This is a genomic window from Kitasatospora sp. NPDC022785, assembly GCF_055561295.1.
Genome location: NZ_JBVHHB010000011.1, coordinates 68,751 through 91,073, shown reverse-complemented (window position 1 = coordinate 91,073; position 22,323 = coordinate 68,751). Strand labels below are relative to the sequence as shown.

17 protein-coding genes and 1 pseudogene are annotated in these 22,323 nt (G+C 72.8%); 7 read left to right on the top strand and 11 right to left on the bottom strand.

Annotation, left to right across the window (positions count from 1 at the left end):
* Positions 1-94: 94 nt before the first annotated feature.
* From ACZ3YO_RS19590 to ACZ3YO_RS19580, 3 genes are all read right to left on the bottom strand, one after another.
* Positions 95-286: a YegP family protein gene (locus tag ACZ3YO_RS19590; RefSeq protein WP_396322477.1), complete on the bottom strand. Its 192-nt coding sequence runs from the start codon at positions 284-286 to the stop codon at positions 95-97.
* A 125-nt stretch (positions 287-411) separates the two neighbouring features.
* On the bottom strand, positions 412-606 hold the full coding sequence (locus tag ACZ3YO_RS19585) for a hypothetical protein (protein WP_465570730.1): 195 nt from the start codon (positions 604-606) through the stop codon (positions 412-414).
* A 277-nt stretch (positions 607-883) separates the two neighbouring features.
* The gene (locus ACZ3YO_RS19580) at positions 884-1,564 is read right to left on the bottom strand and encodes an HAD family hydrolase (protein ID WP_465570727.1); all 681 of its coding nucleotides are present in this window, start codon (positions 1,562-1,564) and stop codon (positions 884-886) included.
* Between the two features lie 269 nt (positions 1,565-1,833).
* On the opposite strand from ACZ3YO_RS19580, the gene ACZ3YO_RS19575 reads away from it, so the two are divergent.
* Positions 1,834-3,744, top strand: coding sequence for a serine/threonine-protein kinase (locus tag ACZ3YO_RS19575; RefSeq protein WP_465570724.1), 1,911 nt, complete (start codon positions 1,834-1,836; stop codon positions 3,742-3,744).
* 137 nt (positions 3,745-3,881) lie between these two features.
* Here the strand turns inward: ACZ3YO_RS19575 and ACZ3YO_RS19570 are convergent, their stop codons facing one another.
* On the bottom strand, positions 3,882-4,088 hold the full coding sequence (locus ACZ3YO_RS19570) for a hypothetical protein (protein ID WP_465570721.1): 207 nt from the start codon (positions 4,086-4,088) through the stop codon (positions 3,882-3,884).
* Positions 4,089-4,289: 201 nt separating this feature from the next.
* Positions 4,290-5,744 (bottom strand): MFS transporter, encoded by a 1,455-nt coding sequence (locus ACZ3YO_RS19565; protein ID WP_465570718.1) that lies wholly within the window; start codon positions 5,742-5,744, stop codon positions 4,290-4,292.
* A gap of 203 nt (positions 5,745-5,947) precedes the next feature.
* On the opposite strand from ACZ3YO_RS19565, the gene ACZ3YO_RS19560 reads away from it, so the two are divergent.
* Positions 5,948-6,904 (top strand): aldo/keto reductase, encoded by a 957-nt coding sequence (locus ACZ3YO_RS19560; protein WP_360253334.1) that lies wholly within the window; start codon positions 5,948-5,950, stop codon positions 6,902-6,904.
* 195 nt (positions 6,905-7,099) lie between these two features.
* Here ACZ3YO_RS19560 and ACZ3YO_RS19555 read toward each other — a convergent pair.
* A pseudogene (locus ACZ3YO_RS19555) lies at positions 7,100-7,999 on the bottom strand (IS982 family transposase).
* 410 nt (positions 8,000-8,409) lie between these two features.
* On the opposite strand from ACZ3YO_RS19555, the gene ACZ3YO_RS19550 reads away from it, so the two are divergent.
* Positions 8,410-8,904 (top strand): hypothetical protein, encoded by a 495-nt coding sequence (locus ACZ3YO_RS19550; RefSeq protein ID WP_465570715.1) that lies wholly within the window; start codon positions 8,410-8,412, stop codon positions 8,902-8,904.
* A gap of 17 nt (positions 8,905-8,921) precedes the next feature.
* On the opposite strand, the gene ACZ3YO_RS19545 is transcribed toward ACZ3YO_RS19550, so the two are convergent.
* A protein-coding gene (locus tag ACZ3YO_RS19545; RefSeq protein WP_465570712.1) for an IS5 family transposase occupies positions 8,922-9,796 on the bottom strand; the annotation gives its coding sequence in 2 pieces (ribosomal slippage) (positions 8,922-9,403 and positions 9,403-9,796; 876 coding nt in all).
* A gap of 44 nt (positions 9,797-9,840) precedes the next feature.
* Positions 9,841-11,421: a class I adenylate-forming enzyme family protein gene (locus ACZ3YO_RS19540; protein ID WP_465570710.1), complete on the bottom strand. Its 1,581-nt coding sequence runs from the start codon at positions 11,419-11,421 to the stop codon at positions 9,841-9,843.
* Positions 11,422-11,578: 157 nt separating this feature from the next.
* On the opposite strand from ACZ3YO_RS19540, the gene ACZ3YO_RS19535 reads away from it, so the two are divergent.
* The 3 genes from ACZ3YO_RS19535 (at position 11,579) to ACZ3YO_RS19525 (ending at position 16,256) form a co-directional block, all read left to right on the top strand.
* Positions 11,579-12,472 carry a LysR family transcriptional regulator gene (locus ACZ3YO_RS19535; RefSeq protein ID WP_465570707.1) on the top strand — a complete coding sequence of 298 codons (894 nt, stop codon included), beginning with the start codon at positions 11,579-11,581 and terminating at the stop codon, positions 12,470-12,472.
* A 355-nt stretch (positions 12,473-12,827) separates the two neighbouring features.
* The gene (locus ACZ3YO_RS19530; protein WP_465570705.1) at positions 12,828-16,010 is read left to right on the top strand and encodes an SNF2-related protein; all 3,183 of its coding nucleotides are present in this window, start codon (positions 12,828-12,830) and stop codon (positions 16,008-16,010) included.
* Between the two features lie 39 nt (positions 16,011-16,049).
* Complete coding sequence (locus ACZ3YO_RS19525) at positions 16,050-16,256, top strand: hypothetical protein (RefSeq protein WP_465570703.1); 207 nt, start codon at positions 16,050-16,052, stop codon at positions 16,254-16,256.
* A gap of 156 nt (positions 16,257-16,412) precedes the next feature.
* On the opposite strand, the gene sph is transcribed toward ACZ3YO_RS19525, so the two are convergent.
* The 3 genes from sph to ACZ3YO_RS19510 all read right to left on the bottom strand — a co-directional run bounded on the left by sph (position 16,413) and on the right by ACZ3YO_RS19510 (position 20,671).
* Positions 16,413-17,426 carry a sphingomyelin phosphodiesterase gene (gene sph / locus ACZ3YO_RS19520; protein WP_465570700.1) on the bottom strand — a complete coding sequence of 338 codons (1,014 nt, stop codon included), beginning with the start codon at positions 17,424-17,426 and terminating at the stop codon, positions 16,413-16,415.
* 72 nt (positions 17,427-17,498) lie between these two features.
* Positions 17,499-19,595: an MMPL family transporter gene (locus ACZ3YO_RS19515; protein ID WP_465570698.1), complete on the bottom strand. Its 2,097-nt coding sequence runs from the start codon at positions 19,593-19,595 to the stop codon at positions 17,499-17,501.
* 80 nt (positions 19,596-19,675) lie between these two features.
* Positions 19,676-20,671 carry a deoxyribonuclease IV gene (locus tag ACZ3YO_RS19510; protein ID WP_465570695.1) on the bottom strand — a complete coding sequence of 332 codons (996 nt, stop codon included), beginning with the start codon at positions 20,669-20,671 and terminating at the stop codon, positions 19,676-19,678.
* Between the two features lie 552 nt (positions 20,672-21,223).
* Between ACZ3YO_RS19510 and ACZ3YO_RS19505 the strand changes: the two genes are divergently transcribed.
* Entirely contained in the window at positions 21,224-22,318 is a 1,095-nt protein-coding gene (locus ACZ3YO_RS19505; RefSeq protein ID WP_465570693.1) for a right-handed parallel beta-helix repeat-containing protein, read from the top strand.
* Positions 22,319-22,323: the final 5 nt, after the last annotated feature.

Sequence of the window (22,323 nt, the reverse complement as noted above, 5' to 3'; positions counted from 1 at the left end):
AAAGGGATCTGTCGTACAAACGAACGCGGGTCGGCGATTTGTCCCGCCGACCCGCGTTCCCGCCCTCACCCCGCCGTCACCGGCGGGCGCCCGCTCAGGCCGGACCGGCCGCCGTCTCCTTCAGCTCCGCGTAGGGCGCGAGCTTGCGGATCGACTCGATGCTCCTGATGCAGTCGTCCCGGCTCTCGTGCGGGTCGCCGGTCACCACGACGGAGCCGTTGCTCGCCTTGAGCCGGAACCGGTGCATGCCGGTGTCGTCTGTGTACAGCTCGAACTTTCCTGCCATGGCAGTGTTCGCCTTTCCTTCGGGTAGCCCCCTCACGTGGCAACGTAGGGCCAAAGGGCCTCTGCTGCTTGTCAGATGAGGCATTCGGGCCTCCGCCGAACGGGTCACGGCCACTGTCCGGATCATCAAACAGAGCGCATCTCCGTATCCCTGGCGAACTCGTTGCGAACGATCTTCACGGCCGGCTGCCCGCCCGGGGAGAGGGCGAGGAACACCTGGCCCATGCCGCCCTCGCCCAGCCGCGCCACCAACCGAAGGCCGCCGAGACTGTCCGGATCGTGCCCCTGCAGTGCGGGGAACCGAAACGCTGCCGTCGACATGCAGCCCTTCCCCCTCTTCTCCCCGCCCTGGAACACCTCATGATCCGACCACCCGTGAAGGTGGGGCGCGTCATGGCTTTCCGGCTGCAGCGCACTTCCGTCCCACCGGACTTCGACCTGCCTTACCGAAGATTGCCGGGTGCTCCGAGCGACACGCGACTGGGCCTGTGCTGCGGGTCGCGGTGGCCACGCCCGGGCCGGCTCGGACCTCGACGACCGACCCGGGCCGGACCCGTCGGCCATGCCGTCGCGGCGCCACCGGACCGTGCCGGGCGCGTCAGAAGAGGTCCAGGAGCTCCGTCAGGGAGGTGATGGAGGGTACGGGGGAGGCGGCCGCGTCCCGTTGCAGTGCGCGTCCCGCGTAGCCGAGGCGGATCGCCGCGGCGACCAGGTCGGGATCGTCGTCGACGAACAGGCACTCCGAGGGTGCGAGGTCCAGGGCGTCGCTGGCGTGGTGGTACATGCGCGGGTCCGGCTTGGTGCAGCCGAGGACGGCGGAGATGGCGTACGCCTCGAAGAACCGGTCGATCCCGAGTCCGGCGTGGAGCGCGGGCAGGTTGGGCCAGGCATCCGACACCACGGCCATCCGGACTCCCCGGCGGCTCAGCTCCCGCAGGGTCTCCTCGACGTCCGGGTACGTCTCCAGGAGTACGCGAGGGGGGACTTCGCGGCGCAGGTCGGCGAGCAGGTGCGGGGTCGGGTCCACGCCGAGGTGGTGGAGCATCACCCGGTGGTAGTCGTCGTAGTCGGGCGTCGACGACGAGGCGGCGAAGAAGCGGTCCCCCACCGCGATGGCTGCCGCGAACTCCTCCGCTGTGGTCGAAGGGGCATGGGCGAGGACGGTCTGCTCGAAGTCCGCTCGCGGGTTCCAGCGGCCGCCGATCGGCCGTATGAGTACGCCGCCCGAGTCGAAGAGAACGGCGCGGAGACGGTCGGAAGAGGCCGGGGATGTCGTCACCCGTTCAGTCTGGTGGGCGAACGCCGTTGCCGACCCCCTTCGAATCGGACATCGGCAGCCACGCCCGCCCCGGCGAGGACGGGTCATTGCGCGTGCCGGACGAGCCGGTCGGGCCTCCCGCGCCGCGGGCTCCGTCCAGGGGGCGATCGGCCTGCCCGGGCGCTGGTGGGCGGCCGGGAGTGCGGGCGCGGCGGCGGTGAACACGACCGTCCCGGTGGGGCGGTGACGGTCGGTCGCTATCATGGCGCCGGTCGACGAGGGGGTATGCGGTGGCAGCCGTGCGCGACGGGGTGGCGGGCGAGGGGGAGTACGAGGGCCTGGTCATCGCCGGCAGATACCGGCTGGTCCGGCGGCTGGGTGCCGGCGGCTTCGGACAGGTCTGGCAGGCGACCGACCTCGCTCTGCATGTCGACGTGGCGGTCAAGCAGGTCTGGCTGGCGCCTTCGATGAGCCCGGCCCAGGCCGAGGAACGGCTCGTCCGGGCGCAGCGGGAGGCCCGCAGTGCCGCCCGGCTGCGGGACCACCCGCACGTCGTCGCGGTGCACGACGTGGTCGTGGCGGACGGTGTGCCGTGGACGGTGATGCAGCTGATCACCGGGGGCTCGCTGGCCGACCGGTTGGCGGCCGGGCCGCTGGAGCCCGAGGCGGTGTCCCGGATCGGTGCGGCGATGCTGTCGGCGCTGGGGGCGGCGCACGCGGCTGGCATCGTCCACCGGGACGTGAAGCCGGCCAACATCATGCTCGCCGATGACGGTCAGGTGCTGCTGACCGACTTCGGCATCGCGCTGCGGCACGAGGACACCGCGCTCACCGCGACGGGCGCCGTCATCGGGTCGGTCGAGTACATGGCGCCGGAGCGCCTCCACGGACAGGAGGACGGGCCGGCCGGGGACCTCTTCTCGCTCGGCGTCTCGCTGTACCAGGCGGTCGAGGGCTGGTCCCCGTTCCAGCGCGGCACCCCGACCGCCTCGTTGCTGGCCGTGGTCTCGGACGAGGCGCCGCCACCGTGTCGAGCGGGGGCGCTCGCGCCCGTGATCGAGGGCTTGATGGCCAAGGATCCCCGGCGCAGGCTCACCCTTCACGAGGCCGCCGCGCTGCTGGCTCAGCCCGCCGGCACCCCCGGTCCCGCTGGGTTGGTCCCCGGGCCGGTGGTCCCCGGGCCTGTCGTATCCGGGCCTGTCGTGCCTGGGGCGGTGGTAACCGTTCCCGCTACCGGTCCGGTGCTGACCGGTCCGGTACACCCCGCTCCGTGGCCGATGGCCGCTGTGCCCGGACCGATGGCGGGCGACGCCACGTCGGCCGGCGTCATCGACGCGTACGCCGGGCTCACAGTTCCCGCGCCGCCGCCGCCCGCGCCGTCGGCGACCGCTGCCGTTCCTGCGCCGCCCGCCACCGCTGTCCTTCCCGCGTCGTCGGCGACCGCTGCCGTTCCCGCGGCGCCCGCCGCCGCGGTCGCACCGCTCACCGCCGTCACCCCCGGGACGGCCGCCGCCGCGGGGGCGGCCTCGGGCCGGTCGTGGCGGCCGTGGGCGGTGATCACGGCGTCGCTCGTCGCGGGAGCCGCCGCGCTGGGTGTGGCCTTCGCCGTGCCCTACTTCTCCGAGGGGCGGGCGATGCAGGCCAAGCTGCTCCAGAAGAGCGAGCTGCCGGCGGGCTACAAGGAGAACCTCGGTGCGGGGGACATGGGCTACGGGCGTCCTGTCGCGGGCACCTGGCCCTGCGAGGCCCGCAACCGGGAGACGCGGTGGAAGCACACCGCGGACGACACCGCGGAGTACTACTACAACCCGGCGGGCGGATCGAAGGAGCACTACTCGTTCAACGAGCAGCTCAAGAAGGCCGACGCCGCCGAGATCACCCGGTCGATGCAGGCGGTCCGGGACCAGCTGAGCAGCTGCCCGTCGTACACCGCGAACATCAAGTTCAGCAGTGACCCCCAGAGCTGCGAGGTCACCGTCAAGGCCCTGCCGGCTCCGGCGATCGGCGGGGACGTGGTGGCCCGCCGTGAGACGTACACCTGCACCTACGGCGGTACCACCTACGCACCCGCCGTCGTGGACAAGGTCACCACCAGCAAGGGCGGTTACCTCGTCGAGTTCTTCGCCACGGAGTCGTCACCCTTCCCGCCCGGCGGTGTGGCCGAGGCCCTGATGGCCAAAGCCCTCGGCAAGCTCCCCTGACGCCGGCACGGCGACGCCGACACGACGTCGGCCGGCTCGGGGCCGCCGTGGAGGCGTCACCGTCCGGTCGGAACGAACGCCGGACGCCCCGGCCGCGTGGTGCGGCCGGGGCGTCCGGGTGACAGGGGTGCGGCCGGTCAGCCGTTGCTCCGGCTGAACGCCTCCAGCCAGCTGATCTTCGGGCCGAAGAGGCCGACCGAGGCCGCGCCCGTGGCGAGACCCGACGCCGACGACGGCTCCGGGGCGTCGCTGTGCGCCACCGCCGTGGTGGGCACGGCGACCGCGGCCGCGGCCGCCAGGACAGCGGTGACGGCGAACTTGCAAAGCGTTCCACGAACGGACATCTCAAGCCTTCCAGGTCATCACAGCTCTTCAGTCCGCCGTTGCGGCCGGACCGGGCCCGGGGCGGGCCTCAGAGGCGCCCTGCGGGGGTGCCCCTCAAACGTTGGCATGCGAAACGTGCGGGATCCGGCGTTTTCGCCACCGGAGCGGTGCGAACGGGTGACAGAGATGACCCGGCCGGGTGAGCCGGCTGCGCATTCGGGTCAGCGGTGGCCGGTCGCGGGGCGTTCGGCCGGTCCCGCCGCCGCATCGTCCGCCGGCTCGGGCGCAGCCGCCGGCACAGGTAGCGACTCCGGCATCGCCGCTGGCAAAGCCTCCGGCTCGGCCGCAGCCGCAGCCGCAGCCGCCGACACCGGCGCAGACCCCGGCCCCGAGACCGGCGCCGCCGCGCCGCTCGGCCGCATGGCCGTCAGCCGCCGTTCGCAGGCCCGCCGCTGGACGACGGACAGGCCGGCGACCGCCGCCCCGAGGCCGAGCCAGCCCGCCGGGCCGGTCGCCATCACCACGCCGGTCAGCAGCAGCGGTCCGGCGGACTTCTGGACGGACTGGGCCATGCCGGCCACGCCGAGGTAGGAGGCCCGGGCCCGGTCGGGTGCGAGCGAGACCGCCAGCTCCCAGGAGGTCACCGACCGCACCAGCTCGGCGGCGGTCACCAGCGTCGCCGTGACCAGCAGGGCGATCGACGCGCTCCAGGGCCCGCCGCCGGTACCGAACGCCAGGACCACGCAGGACGCGAGCACCGCCACCCCGTACAGCGTCACCGCGGCCGCCGCCCGGTGCGGCCCCTCGGCCCGCGCCGAGACCCGCAGTTGCAGCACGACCACCAGCACGGTGTTGAGTGCCAGGAAGGCCGGGACGAAGGCGTGCGGCGCCGAGGTGTGGTTCACCAGCCAGAGTGGCAGTCCGACGTTGAGCAGCGAGTCGTCCAGGCACATCGGGATGTCCAGCAGGACGAAGCGCAGGTAGCCGGCGTCCCGCCAGGGGCTGGGCGCCGGCCCCGCCGTCGTGGCGTCCGGTGCGGCGGCGGTACCGGCGCGCGCCGCCACCCGCCCGCCGCCCTGGGGCTCCCGGGTGCGCCACACCAGCGCCGCGGTCACCGCGAAGGAGAGCGCGTTGGCCAGGACGAGCGCCCGGTAGGCGTTCTCCGTCCCCACGGCCAGGCCGATCGCCGCGATCCCGGCACCCAGCGCGTACCCGGCGTTGGCGGCACTGCGGGTGAGTGCCTGGTAGGTGGAGCGCCGCTCGCCCGTCGCCCGGGTGGCGAAGAGCATCTCCAGCGTTTTGGCCGCCCGCTCGGCCAGGCAGATGAGGGCGATCACGGGCATCAGGGTGGTGAAGCTGTCGCAGAGCAGCACCAGGCCCATCGCGCCCAGTCGCAGCAGGTGACTCCAGATCAGCAGCCCCCGCAGCGGGAACCGCTCGGCGAGCTGCCCCGCCAGTGGAGACCCGGCGATGCCCGCCACCGCGGCGACGCCCAGCAGCAGGCCGACCTGCCGGGCGTCCAGCCGCGTCACGAAGGTGAAGTAGAGCACCGAGGCTGCCGCCCACACGCCCGTCCCGGCCCGGTCCAGGAACTGGGCGAGCAGCATGATCCGCCCGTCCCGCCCGCCCGGCGGCCGGCGCAGCTGCGCCAGCAGCCCGCCCCCGTTGTCTCGCATGGCCCGCCACTCCCCGTTTTCCGTTCCGGTGCTCGGGGAGCAGCCTGCCGGAGATAAATCTCGACGTCAAGATACTTGATGTCGACAGACCTCGGGCCGTCAGGCGAGCCCTAGACGAGTGGTTCCGATGTGCTCAGTGGTCGATCAGTGACCGGGTGACGGGCTGGCCGGTCCGGTTGTCGTGCCAGAACTAGAGTCACCCCATGGAATATCGAACGCTCGGCAACAGCGGACTCCTCGTCTCCGTAGTTGGACTCGGTTGCAACAACTTCGGCGGACGTCTCGACGCAGCGCAGACGCTCGCGGTGGTCGACGCGGCACTCGACGCCGGGGTGACGCTCTTCGACACCGCCGACATGTACGGCGCCGGGGGCGGCTCCGAGACGCTGCTCGGCCAGGCGTTGAAAGGGCGGCGCGACGAGGTCGTGCTGGCCACCAAGTTCGGCTATCAGCGGGCGGACCTGGGGTACGGGCCGGCGGCCGGGGCGAAGGGCGGCCGGGCCTACATCCGGCGCGCGGTTGAGGAGTCGCTGCGACGCCTGCAGACCGACCACATCGACCTCTACCAGCTTCACACCCCTGACCCGCGCACGCCGATCGCCGAGACGCTCGCCGCGCTCAGCGAGCTGGTGCGCGAAGGCAAGGTGCGCTACATCGGGCACTCCAACTTCGCCGGCTGGCAGATCGCCGAGGCCGCGCACGTCGCCGGGGAGATCGGGGCCGTCCCGTTCGTCTCGGCTCAGAACGAATGGTCGCTGCTCGAACGCGGTGCGGAGCGGGAGGTGGTGCCCGCGGCGCTGCACTACGGCCTCGGTGTGCTGCCGTTCTACCCGCTCGCCAACGGCCTGCTGACCGGGAAGGTGCGCCGTCTCACGGGCGTGCCCGCGGGCTCGCGCCTGGCGTCGCGGCCCGAGCGGGTGACCGAGGCCGGCCTCGACGCGGTCGAACGTCTCGCCGCCTGGGGCGAGGCGCACGGCCGGAGCGTCCTCGAGATCGGCGTTGGCGCGCTCGCCGCACGGCCCGGCTGCGGCTCGGTCATCGCCGGGGCGAGCAGTGCCGAGCAGGTGCGTGCCAACGCCGCCGCCGGGCAGTGGGTGCCGACCTCCGAGGAACTGGCCGAGATCGACGCGGTCCTCGACGCGGAGCCCGCCGTGGCCTGAGCGGCCCGGGAGAGTACGGGCGCTGCGCAAGGCACGTCGGCGGCACGGTCCGGCTCCCGGTGAAGCCGCCGCTGCCGCCCGGCGTGCCGCTCGCCCACGGGTGAACCGGCGAAGCCCCGCACCGAACGGCGCGGGGCTCGCGGCCGGCGACAATGCCGGGGTTCCGGTGGAGCTTGACGAGTTGCACCGAAGTGGTCAGTGATCGTAAGCGATCAGCGAGCGGGTGACCGGTGCGCCGATCCGGTTGTTGTGCCAGATCCCGGCAGTCATCGCCAAGATCCTTTGTGTGACCCGGACCGCGACGCCCTCGAAGGTTCGTCCGCCGTGTTGTTCCAGGTCAAGTTGCCCCTTGAGGGTGTCGTTGACCGACTCGATCAGCTGGCGGACCTTCTTGAGCATCGGTTCGGCCGTACCGCTCCCTTCCCGCGCTTGCGCGAAGGCCGCAGCAGCTCGATGCCCTGATCGAGAAGCTCCCGCTCGAACGGTTTGGACGCGAAGCCCTTGTCCGAGATGAGCAGGATGCCCTCGCGGGCGGCGACCACGCCGGCGTCGACCTCAAGCATCGCGGACAGCACCTCGCGCTCGCCGATCTTCGCGGAGGCAAGCGCCCGCATGATCGGCATACCGGTGGGCGTGCAGACCAGGTAGAGCCGAAGTCCCCGGAAGAACCGGGAATGTGACGCGCAGTATCCGTACTGCGCCCACCCGGCCAGGTTCGACAGCAACACCGTCGGCCGCGACATCCCGCACGGGACCGGCGTCGAGTCGACGATCCAGTGGTTGTCGAACCAGAAGTCGCTGTCCATGGCCAGCTCCCGGATCATGCGCTTGAGCAGCGGAAGCGAGGATCGCAGACGCTTGTTGTAGCCCGGCCGCTGCGGCAGGTAGGGGAACATTTCCGACAGGTGCTTGTTCGCGTAGCGCAGCCACCGGGCCTCGGAGTGGTACCCGAGCAGTGCCCTGCGCGACCGCCAGACAGACCAACTCGCTGTCGCTCAGTAGCGGCGGCGTTCCCATCCATCGGGTTCCTCCGATCTCGTCGTCAACTTTCACATAAAGTGAGGTCAGGAGGTTTCGAGGTCTGTCGTCACACACGGATCATCGGGACCCTCTTGCTGTCTCCGCAGCCAGACATCGGAACTATTCGTCTAGCTAGGGCCTGTTGCGAAAGTGGATCTTTGGCTCGTGATCACACCTTGTGGGACGTGGGGATCTAACGAGAACGGCCAGTGGGCACGGCTTGAGCCGTTGCTGCCTCAGGCGTATAGGCGTGCTAGGGCCCTCTGTGCTTTCATGTCCTGGTCCTGCAGTGTCGGGGGAGCGGGGAAGCGATGAAGACTGATGGACAGTCAGGCGTCGGTCGAAGTCATCACGCTGCGCTGAGTCGCGTGATCCTTGCCGCTTGTCTCGCCATGGCCGTAAGCGGCTGCAACGGCTCGACCGTCTCACGCGATGACTCTGGACAGGAGAAGCGGTCGAGTGCCACAGCTTCTGCTGTCGACACCATGGACGAGTTCAAAACGCTCTTCCCTGATATGGAGAGCGTCCCATCTGGTTGGTCGCTGAAGACCCGCTTCAACGGCATCGTCAAGCCGCAGGACTGCGCCCTCGGACCGTGTATCCCAGAGCTGCGATTCTGGGGAAACAGCACTTTCGAGAACATCTCCACGGAGACGTCCGTTACCTACCAGGCATGGGCCTACGACAGCGTTGAGTCGGCCACAGTCGATTTCAGGAAGATGGCCGGGATATGGAAGAGCGGCGACGGAGTCGTCAATACCTCCATGGAGCTTCCGCCGCTCGGCGATGAGAACAAGGCGGTCTGGAAGGAGGTCACCCAGGACTCGAAATCGTACTATGCGTGCCACGTGATGGTTCGAATTAGCACCGTCGTCATCGATGTCCAGTGCAACCCGGTCGCTCACAGGATTGACCCACAGGCACCCGCTTCCATGGCAAAGGCGATGGTCGATCGGGTTGCCAAGAAGACCGGGAAGTGACGCAGCGACATTGCTGATCACAGCCATTCGTTGATGGCTGCGACCAGCACTGTTGCTTCGTAGCGGACGGCGAGTTTGTCGTACCTGGTGGCGACGGCACGGTGTCGCTTGAGGCGGTTGATCCCGCACTTGACCGCATGCCGTTGCTTGTGGTCGTCCTTGTCGAACTTCGGCGGCCGCCCGCCGAGTGAGCCGCGCTTCTGTCGGTTGCGGACGCGGTCTGCGGGCACGGGAATGGTGGCCTTGATCCCGCGTCTGCGCAGGTAGGAGCGGTTGGCGTGAGAGTCGTATGCCTTGTCGGCCCGCACCCGATCCGGTCGCTTGCGCGGCCTGCCGAGCCCAAGTCGGGGCACCCTAATCGGTTCCAGGACGGGCTCGAACTGCGGCGAGTCACCTCGCTGCCCAGCTGTGATCACGACGGACAGGGGCTTCTGGCCCTGCTCGACGGCGAGGTGAATTTTGCTGGTCAGGCCGCCTCGGGACCGTCCGAGACCGTGGTCGGCCGGCTCGACGAAGACACCGCCGGGCGGCTCCTTTTGGAGATCCCCTTTTTCGCCGCCCCGGCGGCGTGCTGGTGGGCTGGGCAGATGGTGGAGTCCACGTTGACCTCCCAGGTGATCAGGCCGTTCGCGTCCGCCTCGGCCTGGAGCCGGGTGAGGATAAGGGCCCAGGTGCCGTCCCGCTGCCAGCGCCGGAACAGGTCGTAGACCCGGTTCCACGGCCCGTAGCGATCCGCCACGTCACGCCACGGAGCACCGGTTCGAGTCCGCCACCGTATGCCGTCTATCAGCTGGCGTCGCGTCCACACCTGCGGCCGCCCCGGTTTGATGCCCTGCGGCAGCAGCGGCTCAAGCCGCACCCACTGGCCGTTCGTCAGATCCCCACGTCCCACGAGACGTGATCATGAACGAACAAGATCCACTTTCGCAACAGGTCCTAGTGATGCCTGGTGTCTGCCGCCCGGCTCCGGCCTGAGCCGCCGAGCGCCTCGCGGAGCAGCTTGCGGTCGGGCTTGCCCGCATCGGTGAGCGGCAGGTGGTCCACGGCGTGGACGGCGGCGGGCGCGTACATCGCGCCCAGCCGGTCGGTGATCCGGGCGCGGACCAGTGCGCCGTCCGCGTGCCGGCCGGCCGCCGGGACGACCGCTACGTGCAACTCCTCGGTCCCGTCCTCCCGTTGGACACCGAAGGCCGCGCACTGGGCGACGGCGGGGTGGGCGAGCAGTGCCTGTTCCACCTCCGCCGGGTAGACGTGGCCGCCCACCACGATGACCATCTCCTTCAGCCGGTCGACCAGGTGGAGGTAGCCGGCGTCGTCGAGGTGGCCGATGTCCCCGGTGCGGATCCAGCCCTCGTGCAGCACCTCGGCGGTGAGGTCCGGCCGGCGCCAGTAGCCGCTCATCATCATGGGGGTGCGGACGTGGATCTCCCCGTTCTCGCCGGGGGGCAGGGCGGCCCCGGCCGGGCTGCGGATCTCGATCTCGACCCCGGGATCGGCCCGGCCGGCGGTGATCCGGCCGCCCGGTCCGGTGATCGTGTGCTCCTCCGGGCCGACCTCGGTGATCGATCCCGCCTCGGTCTGGCCGTACCAGCCGTGCAGGACCGGCCCGAACACCTCGGCGGCCTGCCGCAGTCGTTCGGCGGAGGCGGGGGTGCCTCCGTAGAAGAGCCGCCGGAGGGCGGAGAGGTCGGTGCCGGCCGCCGCCGGGTGGTCCAGCAGTCGGTACAGCAGGGGCGGCAGCAGCCACAGGTCGGTGATGCGTTCCCGCTCCAGGGCGGCGAGGACGTCCCCCGGGTCGAAGCCGGGCCGCAGCACGACGGTGCCTCCGGCCAGCAGGGCGGCGTCGGCGAGGATCCCGGCCATGTGGGCGAGCGAGGTGCAGGCGAGGGCGCGGGGCCGGGCGCCGGCCCGCATCCGGCCGGCGAGGCGGTCGAGCAGCTGCCGGTAGGGGCCGTGCGCCATCGGGATGCCCTTCGGGGTGCCCGTGGTGCCCCCGGTGAAGCGCAGGCACCAGTCGTCCTGCGCCCGGGCGGGATCCGCCGTCGTGGCGGGGGCGGCCGCTCCGGCCGCGGCACCCGGCGGCACGGTGGTGCCGAGCTGCAGCACCACCGGCACCCGCACTCGGGCGAGCAGTGCTTCGGCCGCGCCCGACCGGGCCGGACCGACCAGCAGCACCGGCGCGTCCACGCTCGTCACGATGTCCGCCTGTACCGCGGCGGACATGCCCGCGCCGAGGAAGGCCACCCGTGCGCCGAGCAGGTTCGCGGCGTACCGCGCGACGATCGCCTCCGGCCCGTCGTCGGTGAGGAGTACCACGGTGTCCCCCCGGCGGACGCCGTGGCCGGCGAGGATGGCGGAGAACTGCCGGACGTCGTCGTGGAGTTCACCGGCCAGGACGGCGCCGCCGTCGGCGGTTACCAGCGCCGGCCGGTCCGGCGTGCGGCGGAGGACCGCGAGGACGGCCTCGACGTAGCTCTCGAACCGACTCTCGGACGCCGGAGGCGGGTTGGCGGACATGCGGCAGCTCCTTCGGTGTGGCGGCCGTCGGGCGAGCGGCCCGGCCGGAACCTCTTCTCGGAGGCTAGGTGAGCCCCGCTCATCAACTCCAAGACCGAATATTGCATGAGATGATGCCTCCGGAGTTATGAGTGATGCCCGGGGGAGGGGAGAGCCCGTGGATCTGCCCGCGCTGCGCTGCTTCCAGGTCGTGGCCCGGCACGAGCACATCAGCAGGGCCGCCGAGGAACTGCGCGTCGCCCAGCCCTCGGTGAGCAGGACGATCGCCCGGCTGGAGGCCGAGTTGGGGGTCCGGCTCTTCGACCGCCGGGGCCGGCGCATCCACCTCAACGACCACGGTGCGGCCTTCCTGCGCCGGGTCGACCGTGCACTTCGTGAACTCGACGACGGGAAGAGCGAGTTGGCGGATGCCGCCCAGGGAGGCGGCCGGGTGACGCTGGCCACCGAGACCCTGCTGACCGCCACCGACCTGCTGGCCGGCTTCCGGGCCGCCCACCCCCGCATCGAGGTGAGGGTGCGGCAGTCCTCCGTCGATGCGATGGCGCGTAGGCTCCGCACCCGGGAGGTGGACCTCTGCCTCGCCTCACAGCCGCTGGTGGGCCCCGGGCTGGTCTCCGAACTGCTGCTGCGGGAGGACGTGCTGCTCGCGGTGCCGCAGGGCCACCGGCTGGCCGGACGCGAGGAGGTGCCGGTCGGCGAACTGGACGGAGAGCCGTTCGTCACCCCGAGCCGGGGCCACTGGCAGCGCGCCCTCGCGGACCGGCTCTTCGCCGCGGCGGGCGTCGACCCGGTGATCGTCTGCGAGGGCGACGAACCCGGCGCCGTCGTCAACCTGGTCGCCGCCGGGCTCGGTGTCGCCCTGCTGCCCGCGATGGCACGCGCCTCGGACGTCCGCGCGCCTCTGTGCTGGGTGCGGCTCGCCGGGCCCGACTGCCACCGCGAGCTGCGCCTCGTCCGCGACGGGGACGCACCCCGGTCCGCCGCCGCCGGGCTCTTCGGGGCCTTCGCCGTCCGTCACTTCCGCCGGACCGGTGTCGGTACGGGAGGCTGAGCAGCCGTACCCGTGCCGGGGCGCGCTGCTGCGGACGCGCGTGGTGTGCGCGCCGCCGGAACTGTTCTTCGTGCTCCTCGTGCTCCTCGTGCTCGTCGTCGGGACGGGGCTCGGCCGCCGGGTTGCCGGGGTGGAGCCGGCCGCGAGCGCGGAAGCAGGCCGTGGCGTGCCCCTTGCCCCGCCGCAGGCCGCCCGCGGGGCGGGGTGCGACGGGACCGCCAGGCGGCCCCGGGGGTGGGGAGGCACGCGGGGCTGCACAGGGGGTGGCCCGCCCCGGTCCGCGCGCCCGCCCGGTTGTCCGACCTCGCGGTTAGGGTGGGAAGCCCGCTGTCCCGCCGTCCCGGAAGGCCCACCGATGTACGCCCTGCACGCGCTCTGGCGGGCCGACGGCCGCCTCGCGCTCTGGGCGGAGGACGCACACGCGTACCGCAACGGCAGGCCGGCCGCCCGCCGTGCCGAGGGCGGCGCCCATCCGTTCGCGTGCCCGGCCGGCGAGGTCGCGCGGCTTCTGGGGGCGATCGGCCCGGGCCTCGACTGGCTGGCCGGGCAGGGCGCCGAGCGCTGGACGGGCCTTCGCCTGCCCACCCTCGGTGACCGGCCGGTCCCCTCGCCCGACCTGCCGGCCGGCAGCGCGCCACGCGGCCTCGCGCTGAGCCCCTGGCGGGTGCCTACCCTGCTGTTCGACGCCGCCGAGGCGGCCCAGCTGCTGGGCGCGGTCCACGACCCGCACTGGCCGGGCGCGACCGTCGAACTCCCCGGTGGCGGGCCCGGTGAATCCGGTGGCGAGTTCGGCGGCGCGTCCGTCGAGCTCGCGTACGGCGCCTCGCTGCGCTGGCTGTCCGCCGTGCACGACCTCGCCTGGCGGCTGGTCGGGCGCGGGCGGCTGCTCCCGGTGCTCGGCGAGGAGGCGCCCGCGGCGTGGGCCGCGCGGTGGCGGCCCACCCCCGACGCCGCGGCCCGACGTGAGCTGGCCGCCCTGGCCGCCGGCTGCCCGCCGGTCTGCCGCGCCGAGTACCACGCGTCCGCGCCCGCCCAGGCCGGGCCCACCGGCTCCGGCCTGGCCACCGCCCTGCTGGACACCCTGGTCGACTGCGAGGCCCGGGCCGCCCTCGCGGACCTCGAACCGCCCGCCGAGCCCTGGCTCGCCGCCCTCTGGTCCGCCGACGGCCGGCTCCCGGGGCCGCCGCCGGCCGGCCTGCCCGAACGCCTCGCCGCCTGGCACGCCGCCCGCCCCGCGGGCAGCCCGCTGCGGCTCAACCTCCGCCTCACCGAGCCACTCGCGCCCGACCTCGAAGCCTCCGACCTCGAAGCCCGCGACGGGGGAGCCCCCGACCTCCGACTCCGCGACGGGGGACCCCGCGACCAGGCTGCCCCGGGCGAGGCCGCCCCCGACGTCTGGCACCTCGACCTGCTGGTCCAGGCCGTCGACCGCCCGTCCCTGGTCGTCCCCGCCGCCGACCTGTGGTCCGAGGAGGCGGGGTATGCCGCCCTCGCCCGTACCGTCCCCGACCCGGCGGCCTCCTACCTCGCCGAGCTCGACCGTGCCGCCCGCGTCCACCCGCCGCTGCGCACCGCCCTGTTGAGCCCCCGCCCGACCGGCGTCGAGCTGGACCGCGAGGGCGCCCTGCGGTTCCTGCGCGAGGCCGCGCCCGCCCTCACCCGGGCCGGCTTCGGCGTGCTGCTCCCGGCCTGGTGGCAGCGGCGCCCCCGGCTCGGGCTGGCCCTCACCGCGGCCCCGGCCGCCGTGCCGGGCGCGGTCAAGCGCACTGCGCAGATCGACCGGGACGACGTCCTGGACTTCCAGTGGCAGCTCTCCCTCGGGGAACTCACCCTCACCGAGGAGGAGTTGGCCGAACTGGCGGCGGCCCAGCAGGGCCTGGTCCGGTTGCGCGGCCGCTGGATCGAGGTGGACCAGGCCCAACTCGCCGTCGCGGTGCGGTTCCTGGCCGAGCGCGGCAGCGGCACCATGGAGCCGGCCGAGCTGCTCCGGCTGGCCGTCGACGACCGCGCGGCCGTGGACGGGCTGCCCGTCACCGCCGTCCGGGCCACCGGTCCGATCGGCGAGCTGCTGGCCGGCCGGCCCGGCCCGGCCTCCCGCGTCCCCGACCTGCCCGCCGGTTTCACCGGAACGCTCCGCCCCTACCAGCGGCGGGGGTTGGCCTGGCTGGACGCCCTCGGTCGGCTCGGCCTCGGCGCCGTGCTGGCCGACGACATGGGCCTCGGCAAGACCGTGCAGACCCTCGCCCTGCTCGCCCTGGAACAGGAGCGCGGCGCGGCCGGGCCGACCCTGCTGGTCTGTCCGATGTCGCTGGTCGGCAACTGGCAGCGCGAGGCGGCCCGGTTCGCCCCGGGCCTGCGCGTGCACGTTCACCACGGCGCCGACCGCACCGTGCCCGACACATCCGCCGACCTCGTGATCACCACGTACGGGCTGGTCCAGCGGGACGTCACCGAGCTGCGCCGGGTCCGCTGGCGGCGGATCGTCGCCGACGAGGCGCAGCACGTCAAGAACCCGGCGGCCCGGCAGTCCCGGGCGGTCCGCTCGCTGCGCTCCGGCCCCCGGATCGCGCTCACCGGCACGCCGGTGGAGAACCGGCTCGCCGAGCTGCACGCCGTCCTCGACTTCGCCAATCCGGGGCTGTTCGGCAGTGCGGAGTCCTTCAAGGAGCGGTTCTCGATCCCGGTCGAGCAGTCCGGCAACGCGGAGGTGGCGGCCCGGCTACGGCGGCTGACCGGTCCGTTCCTGCTCCGCCGCAGCAAGAGCGACCCGCTGATCGCCCAGGACCTGCCCGCGAAGCAGGAGTTCACCGTCCGCTGCAACCTCACCGCGGAACAGGCGGGCCTGTACCGGGCGGTGGTCGCCGACCTCCTGCAGCGCCTCGCGGGCATCCGCGGGGTGGAGCGCAAGGGCGCGGTGCTGGCGGCGATCGGCCGGCTCAAGCAGGTCTGCAACCACCCCGCCCAACTCCTCCACGACGGGACGGAGCTGGCGGGCCGCTCGGGCAAGGTCGAGCGGCTGGTGGAGCTCCTGGAGGAGGCGCTGGCCGAGGGCGACCGGGCGCTGGTCTTCACCCAGTACGCCGAGTTCGGCACCATGCTCCAGCCCTACCTGAGCCGCCGGCTGGGCGAGGAGGTCGCCTACCTGCATGGCGGTGTGCCCAAGGGGCGGCGGGACGAGCTGGTCGAGCGCTTCCAACGCCCGGACGGGCCAAGGGTCTTCCTGCTCTCGCTCCGCGCGGGCGGCACCGGCCTCAACCTCTCCGCTGCCAACCAGGTGATCCACCTCGACCGCTGGTGGAACCCGGCGGTCGAGGACCAGGCGACCGACCGCGCGCACCGGATCGGGCAGCACCGCGACGTGCAGGTCCGGCGGCTGGTCTGCGTCGGCACCGTCGAGGAACGGATCGACGGCCTGCTCGCGGCGAAGCGCAGCCTCGCCGACGCCGTGATCGGCGGCGGCGAGCAGTGGCTGGCCGAGCTGTCCGCGGAGCGGCTGCGCGAGCTGCTGACCCTCTCCGCCGACGCGATCGGAGAGTGACCGCCGTGATGCCCCCATCTGCGGAGAGTGACCGCTGTGATGCCCGCACCTGGTGACCGCCCGCTGGCCGAGTGCCTCGACACGTTCTGGCAGGGCCGCGTTCCGTCCGCCCCGAGCGGCGCCGACGAGACCGACCCCGTCGCCCCGGCCGTCGACGACCTGGGCCCGTCCGGCCTCGCCGTCCGAGGGCGGTCCCTGGAGGCCGCCCTCGGACCGGCCTACCGGCGCTTCACCGGCACTGGCTGAGAAACCGGCCGGGACGCCCGGACCGGGCACCCGGGGCGGGGACCCCGGCCCAGGCACCCGGCTTGAGGCCCCCGACCCAGGCGCACCCAGCCCAGGACCCGGCTCAGGACCCGGCGCAGGACGCAGCCCGGGCACCCGGCCGGCGTGCGCGGCCGCTCAGCCCGCCGACAGCGGGTAGTGGTCGGACAGGTCGGTGTAGGTGTAGCTCTTGCCCCAACTGCTCACCGTCCACGGTGAGCTGTGGAAGCGCACCACCGTGTTGGTGTAGCTCGCCGGCTGCGCGTGGTCGGCCCGGTAGAGGACGTAGTCGAGGTCCTCCTTGGGCTCACCGGGGTAGCGGTAGGCGGCGATCGAGTTGTCCACGGTGTCGAAGGAGTCGGCCCACCCGTTGCGGGTGGTGGCCGGCGACACGTTGGCGTTGCTGAGCAGCGACGGGTACTCGCTGCCGTGCGAGTCGATGTTGAGGTCGCCGGCGAGCAGCACCGGCTCGGCGGCCGGGATGTTCTTGCCGTCGATGAACGCCTTCATCGCCTTGAGCTGCGCCGCCCGGACGGCGGCCGGCTGGCCGGCGGAGCAGCCGGTGTCGGTGGACTGCAGGTGGGTGCCGACCACGTGCGTGCGCACGCCGTTGACGTCCAGCACCGCGTAGACGAAGCCCTTGTTCGACCACCAGTCGCTGCCGCAGGCGTCCTTGAAGATGTACTGCTCCTTGCGCAGGATCGGCCACTTGCTGAGCAGCGTCACCCCGCCGTCCTCCGGGGTGGACGAGGCGAAGCTGCCGCCGGTGGCGTCCCACCCGCTGGTCGACCGGCCGACGACCGGGGTGTGGTACGGGTACACGGCGGAGGCCTGCGAGGTGAGCAGGTCGGAGGCGGCGTTGTCGAAGGCCTCCTGGACCACGACCACGTCGTGGCCCTGGAACACGTCCGAGGCGGCGATCGCCTTGGCCCGGTAGTCCTGGCCCCAGTTGGGGTACAGGTTCTTGCTCATCAGGAAGACGTTGTAGGTGAGCACGTTCAGTGCCGGAACCGTGGTGGCGGCCGTGTCGGCGACCGGGGCGGCCGCTGCCGAGGCGGCCGGAGCGGCGGCCACCGGGGCGAGCAGGGCGGCGGCGGCGGTGCAGGCGGCGGCCAGCCGGGTGCCGTGACGAAGCGTGGTGGAAGTTGGCATGCCCGCAGTCAACGCGTACCCGGTCACGTCCGGCAAGACTGCGGACGATAACCATATGAACTCAGCGGTAACTTAAAGCTGTCTGGTCAACTCGCTCTCGGGACGGCTGACTTGCCTGGACAACTTGCCCGGCCACCACATGTGGCGGTCCAGGTCCATGGTGAGCGCGGTGACCAGCACCGACCGCACCACCAGGGTGTCCAGCAGCACGCCGAGCGCAACCGCGAAGCCGATCTCGGCGAAGCCCACCACCGGTAGTGTGCCGAGCACCGCGAAGGTGCTCGCCAGGATCAGTCCGGCCGAGGTGATCACCCCGCCGGTCGCGGCCAGCCCGGCCACCGCCCCCTGCCGGGTGCCGTTGTGGGCGGACTCCTCCCGCACGCGCGTCATCAGGAAGATGTTGTAGTCGATTCCGAGCGCGACCAGGAAGACGAAGACGAACAGCGGGAACGCGTTGTCCTCGCCCTCGAAGTGGAAGACGTGCTCGAAGAAGAACGCGCTGATCCCGAGCGCCGCCGCGTACGACAGCACCACCGTGGCGATCAGCACCAGCGGCGCGGTCACCGCCCGCAGCAGCAGCGCCAGGATCACCAGCACCACGCCGAGCACCAGCGGGATGATCGCCCGGTTGTCGCTGGCCGCGGCCCGGCCGGCGTCCAGGATCACCGCGGTGGAGCCGCCCACCTTGGCGTCGGCACCGGGCACCTCGTGGACGGCCGCCCGCACCCGGTCCACGGTGTCCTTCGCGGCCTGACTGTCCGGCGGATCGGCCAGCGTGGCCTGGAACAGCGCCTGCCCCTGCCGCTCCCCCGGCACCGACGTCCCGGCGATGCCGGGGGTGGCCTGCGCCACCGTCCGGACGGCGCCCGCCTCACCCGCCGTGCTGATCACGGTCAGCGGCGCGCCCGTCCCGCCGGGGAAGTGCCGCTCCAGCACCTGCTGGCCGACCACCGAGTCCGGCGTGCCGGTGAAGCTGCCGGCGGTGGACAGGCCGGTGGCGTTGAGCGAGACCAGCCCGACGCAGCAGGCCCCCAGGGCCAGCGCGGTGCCGATCCAGACCTTGCGGGGCCGTCGGCCGATCCACGTCCCGACGTGCGCCCAGCGGCCGGTCCGCGTCGGCTCCGGCGTGCCGAAGGCAGGCTTGACCGGCCAGAACACCCAGCGCCCGACGACCACCAGCAGCGCCGGCAGCAGCGTCAGCATCGCGGCCAGCGCCACCAGCACGCCGATCGCGCAGACCGGGCCGAGGCCGCTGGTGGAGTTCATCTCGGCGATCAGCAGGCAGAGCATCGACGCGACCACGGTGGCCGAGGAGGCCAGGATCGCCGGCCCGGCCCGGTGCAGGGCGAGCGCCATCGCCTCGTGCCGGTCCTCGTGCCGTCTCAGCTCCTCCCGGTAACGGGCGGTGAGCAGCAGGGCGTAGTCGGTGCCCGCGCCCAGCACCAGCACGATCAGGATGCCGGCACTCTGCGCGTTGACGGTCAGTCCGGCGTGTTTGGCCAGCAGGTAGATGACGGCCTGGGCGACGACCAGCGCCCCGGCCGCGGAGAGCAGCGGCAGCGCCCAGAGCACCGGGCTGCGGTAGGTGAGCAGCAGCAGGATGATCACCACGCTGACGGTGGCGGCCAGCAGGGTTCCGTCGATGCCCGCGAACGCCTCGGCCTGGTCGGCGCCGATCCCGGCCGGTCCGGTGACGTGGGTGGTCATGCCCAGGCTGTTGTCGGCGGCGGTGGCACGCAGACTGTCCACCGCCGGGCGCAGGTCCTGCCAGCCACCGGTGCCGATGTCGACCGGCACGATGGTCTGCATGGCCCGGCCGTCGGTCGAGACCACCGGGCCGATCACCCGGCCCAGCACGTGCGGCGCGTTGGCGAAGGCGGTCGCGTCCCGGGCCGCCTCGACCTGGTCAGCCGGGGTGATCCCGCTGTCGCGGGTGTAGACCACCACGGCCTGGGCCGTGTCCACCGGCTGGAACGCGCGCTGCTCGTTGAGTACCTGGGTGGACTCGGCGTTGCCGGGCAGCCAGCTGGACGCCTGGTTGTCCTCGGCGTCGGTGAGCTTGCCGGCGAGCGGTCCCGCCACCAGCAGCAGTACCAGCCAGAGCGCCAGCACCACCCATTTGCTGCGGCGTCCGCACGGGAGCGTGGCCAGTCTCCGGGTCGGGCTCATCGCAAACCCCCAGGGGCCTGAGACATCACTCGTTCCAGCCTGCCACCGCCCCGCCGACCCGGCAGCCGGGGACGCGTCCGTCAGCGGGAACGGGCTGCACCGGCGGGAACGGGCTGCACCGGTACCGCGGCCCGCTCGCGCAGCTCCTTGAGCACGGCGATGTCGAGCGCGTGCCCGGTGCCGTCGCCGCCGTGCTTGCGGTCCGGCGTCTCGACCACCAGCGGGACGCCGGCCGTCTCCGGGTGCTCGAACAGCTCGCGGAACGGCTCCGCTCCGATCCGCCCGGCGCCGATGTTGGCGTGCCGGTCCTTGCGCGCGCCGACCACGTCCTCCGAGTCGTTGGCGTGGATCAGCCGCAGCCGGCCCGGCCCGGCGGCCGCGACCAGCGCGTCCAGCGTCTCCCGGACGCCGCCCGGCGCGGCGAGGTCGTGGCCGGCCGCGAAGGCGTGGCAGGTGTCCAGGCAGACCCCGACCTTCGGGTGGCCGTCCAACGCGTCCACGTAAGCGGCCAGGTCCTCCATCCGCGAGCAGAGCGAACTGCCCTGGCCGGCCGTCGGCTCCAGCAGCAGCCAGGGCGCGTCCTCCCCGAGCGCGTCCAGCTCGTCCAGCAGCGGGCGGACGTCCTCGCGGACCTGCGCCATCGCCTCGGCCCGCCGGGAGCCGCCGCCCGGCGCCGTGCCGACCGCCGAGCCGGTGTGCAGCACCACGCCCAGTGCGCCGATCGCATGGCCGCGCACCAGCGAGTGGCGCAGCGAGGCAGCCGAGCGCTCGCGGGTCCCCGCGGTGTCCGAGCCGAAGTTGATCAGGTACGGCGCGTGCACGTACGCCGGGATGCCCTGCTCGGCGCAGGCGGTGCGGAACTCCTCGTCCTGCGTCGGGTTGCCCGGGGGAGTGGCCCAGCCGCGCGGGTTGGCCACGAACACCTGGACGGCCTCGGCGCCGACCCGCCGCGCGTACGCGAGCCCCGTCCCGGCCAGCCCGCGGGCGGCCACCGGCACATGGGCGCCGACCGGGTTGCGGACGGCGGTGACCGGCGGTAGGGCGGCGACGGGCGGGAGGACGGCGGCGGTGTTCATGGCCCCGAGCATGCCACGCGCCCCGGACGCCCCGGCGCGCAGCCGTCCGGGGCCGGCGATCGTATACCGACGACACGCCCGGAGCAGCTCTCCTCTCTACCCGATCGAGTGAATCGGACCTCGAACGCCAGGCCGGACGGCCCCGTCGGCGTCACTGCCCGTGACGGATCAGCGCACCAGCGCCCACCGCCGGCACCCCGCTCACCATCGGCACCCGAGTCCACCATCGGCAGCCCGCCGCCACCCGCCCGCAGCCCACGCGCGTAACCCACACGCCCGCCCGCACCCCCGCGGCCGGGCGCGTCGCCATGTCCGCCGGCGCGCCGCCCTCAGTGCGCCGGTCACCGCCCGCAGCCGTCCGGCCTGCCCCGCGCACGCCCCGATTCCTCCGGTTGCCGACGCCCCGTCAGTCCCGCAGCCCAGCCCTGGTGGCGGGCCCACCCGTGCGCCCATAGCGTCGATGCGACCGACCCCACCGGCCGTCATCTCCCGCACACACCGCGTCACCGCGCCGGCGTCCCCGCGAGCGCGCCAGAAAGCAGGTCACCACTCATGCCCACGCGACGGGTCCACCATCTCGCCGCGGCCACCGCTGCCGCCGCGACCGCCCTCACCACCGCCCTGACCACCCTCGCTGCCGCGCCCCCGGCCCACGCCGCGGGTGCCCTGCACCTCGTCCAGCCGGGCGAATCGATTCAGCAGGCCGTCGACGCCGCTCGCCCCGGCGACACCGTCCAACTGCTCCCCGGCACCTACCGAGGCAGCGTCCGGATCACCACCGCCGGCCTCACCCTGCGTGGCTCCGGCCCGAAGAGCGTGATCACCCCCGGCACCGCCGGGGACGGCACCGCCGGCGACTCCGCCTGTGCCACCGCCGGCCACGGCCTCTGTGTCGTCGGCACCGACGCCGACCCGCTCGACGGGATCACCGTCGAGGCCCTCGCCGTCACCGGCTTCCCCAAGAACGGCATCAACGCCAGCGCCACCACCGGCATGACCGTCCGCGCCGTCCACGTCCACGACAACGGCCAGCAGGGCATCAGCCAGGAGAAGTCGACCAGGGCCGTCATCACCGGCAACGAGTCCAGCCGCAACGGCCAGTCCGGTGTCTTCCTGGCCAACAGCGTGGCCAACGAGGGCGGTGCCATCGACACCGGCGGCACCGTGGTCAGCGGCAACCTGCTGACCGACAACCGGATCGGTGTCACCGTCCGCCGCCTGCGCGACCTGAGCATCGAGGCGAACGAGATCCACGGCAACTGCGGCGGCGTCTTCATCGTCGGTGACGAGGGAGTCCCCCGGGCCGGTGCGCTGAGCATCGCCCGCAACCGGGTCGTCGCCAACAACAGGTACTGCCCGCCCAACCCGCGGCTCGACTACATCCAGGGCACCGGCATCCTGCTCACCGGCGCCGAGGACACCACGGTGACGGAGAACCAGGTCAGCGACAACGTCGGGGCCTCGCCGATGTCCGGCGGCATCGTGCTCTTCCGCAGCGTGGTCGGCGTGCCCAACGCCCGCAACACCATCACCGGCAACCACGCGGTCGGCAACGGTCCGGCCGACCTGGTGGACGCCGACACCGGTACCACCAACTCCTTCAGCCGCAACCACTGCGCTGTCTCCATGCCCGCCGGTCACTGCTGAACCGC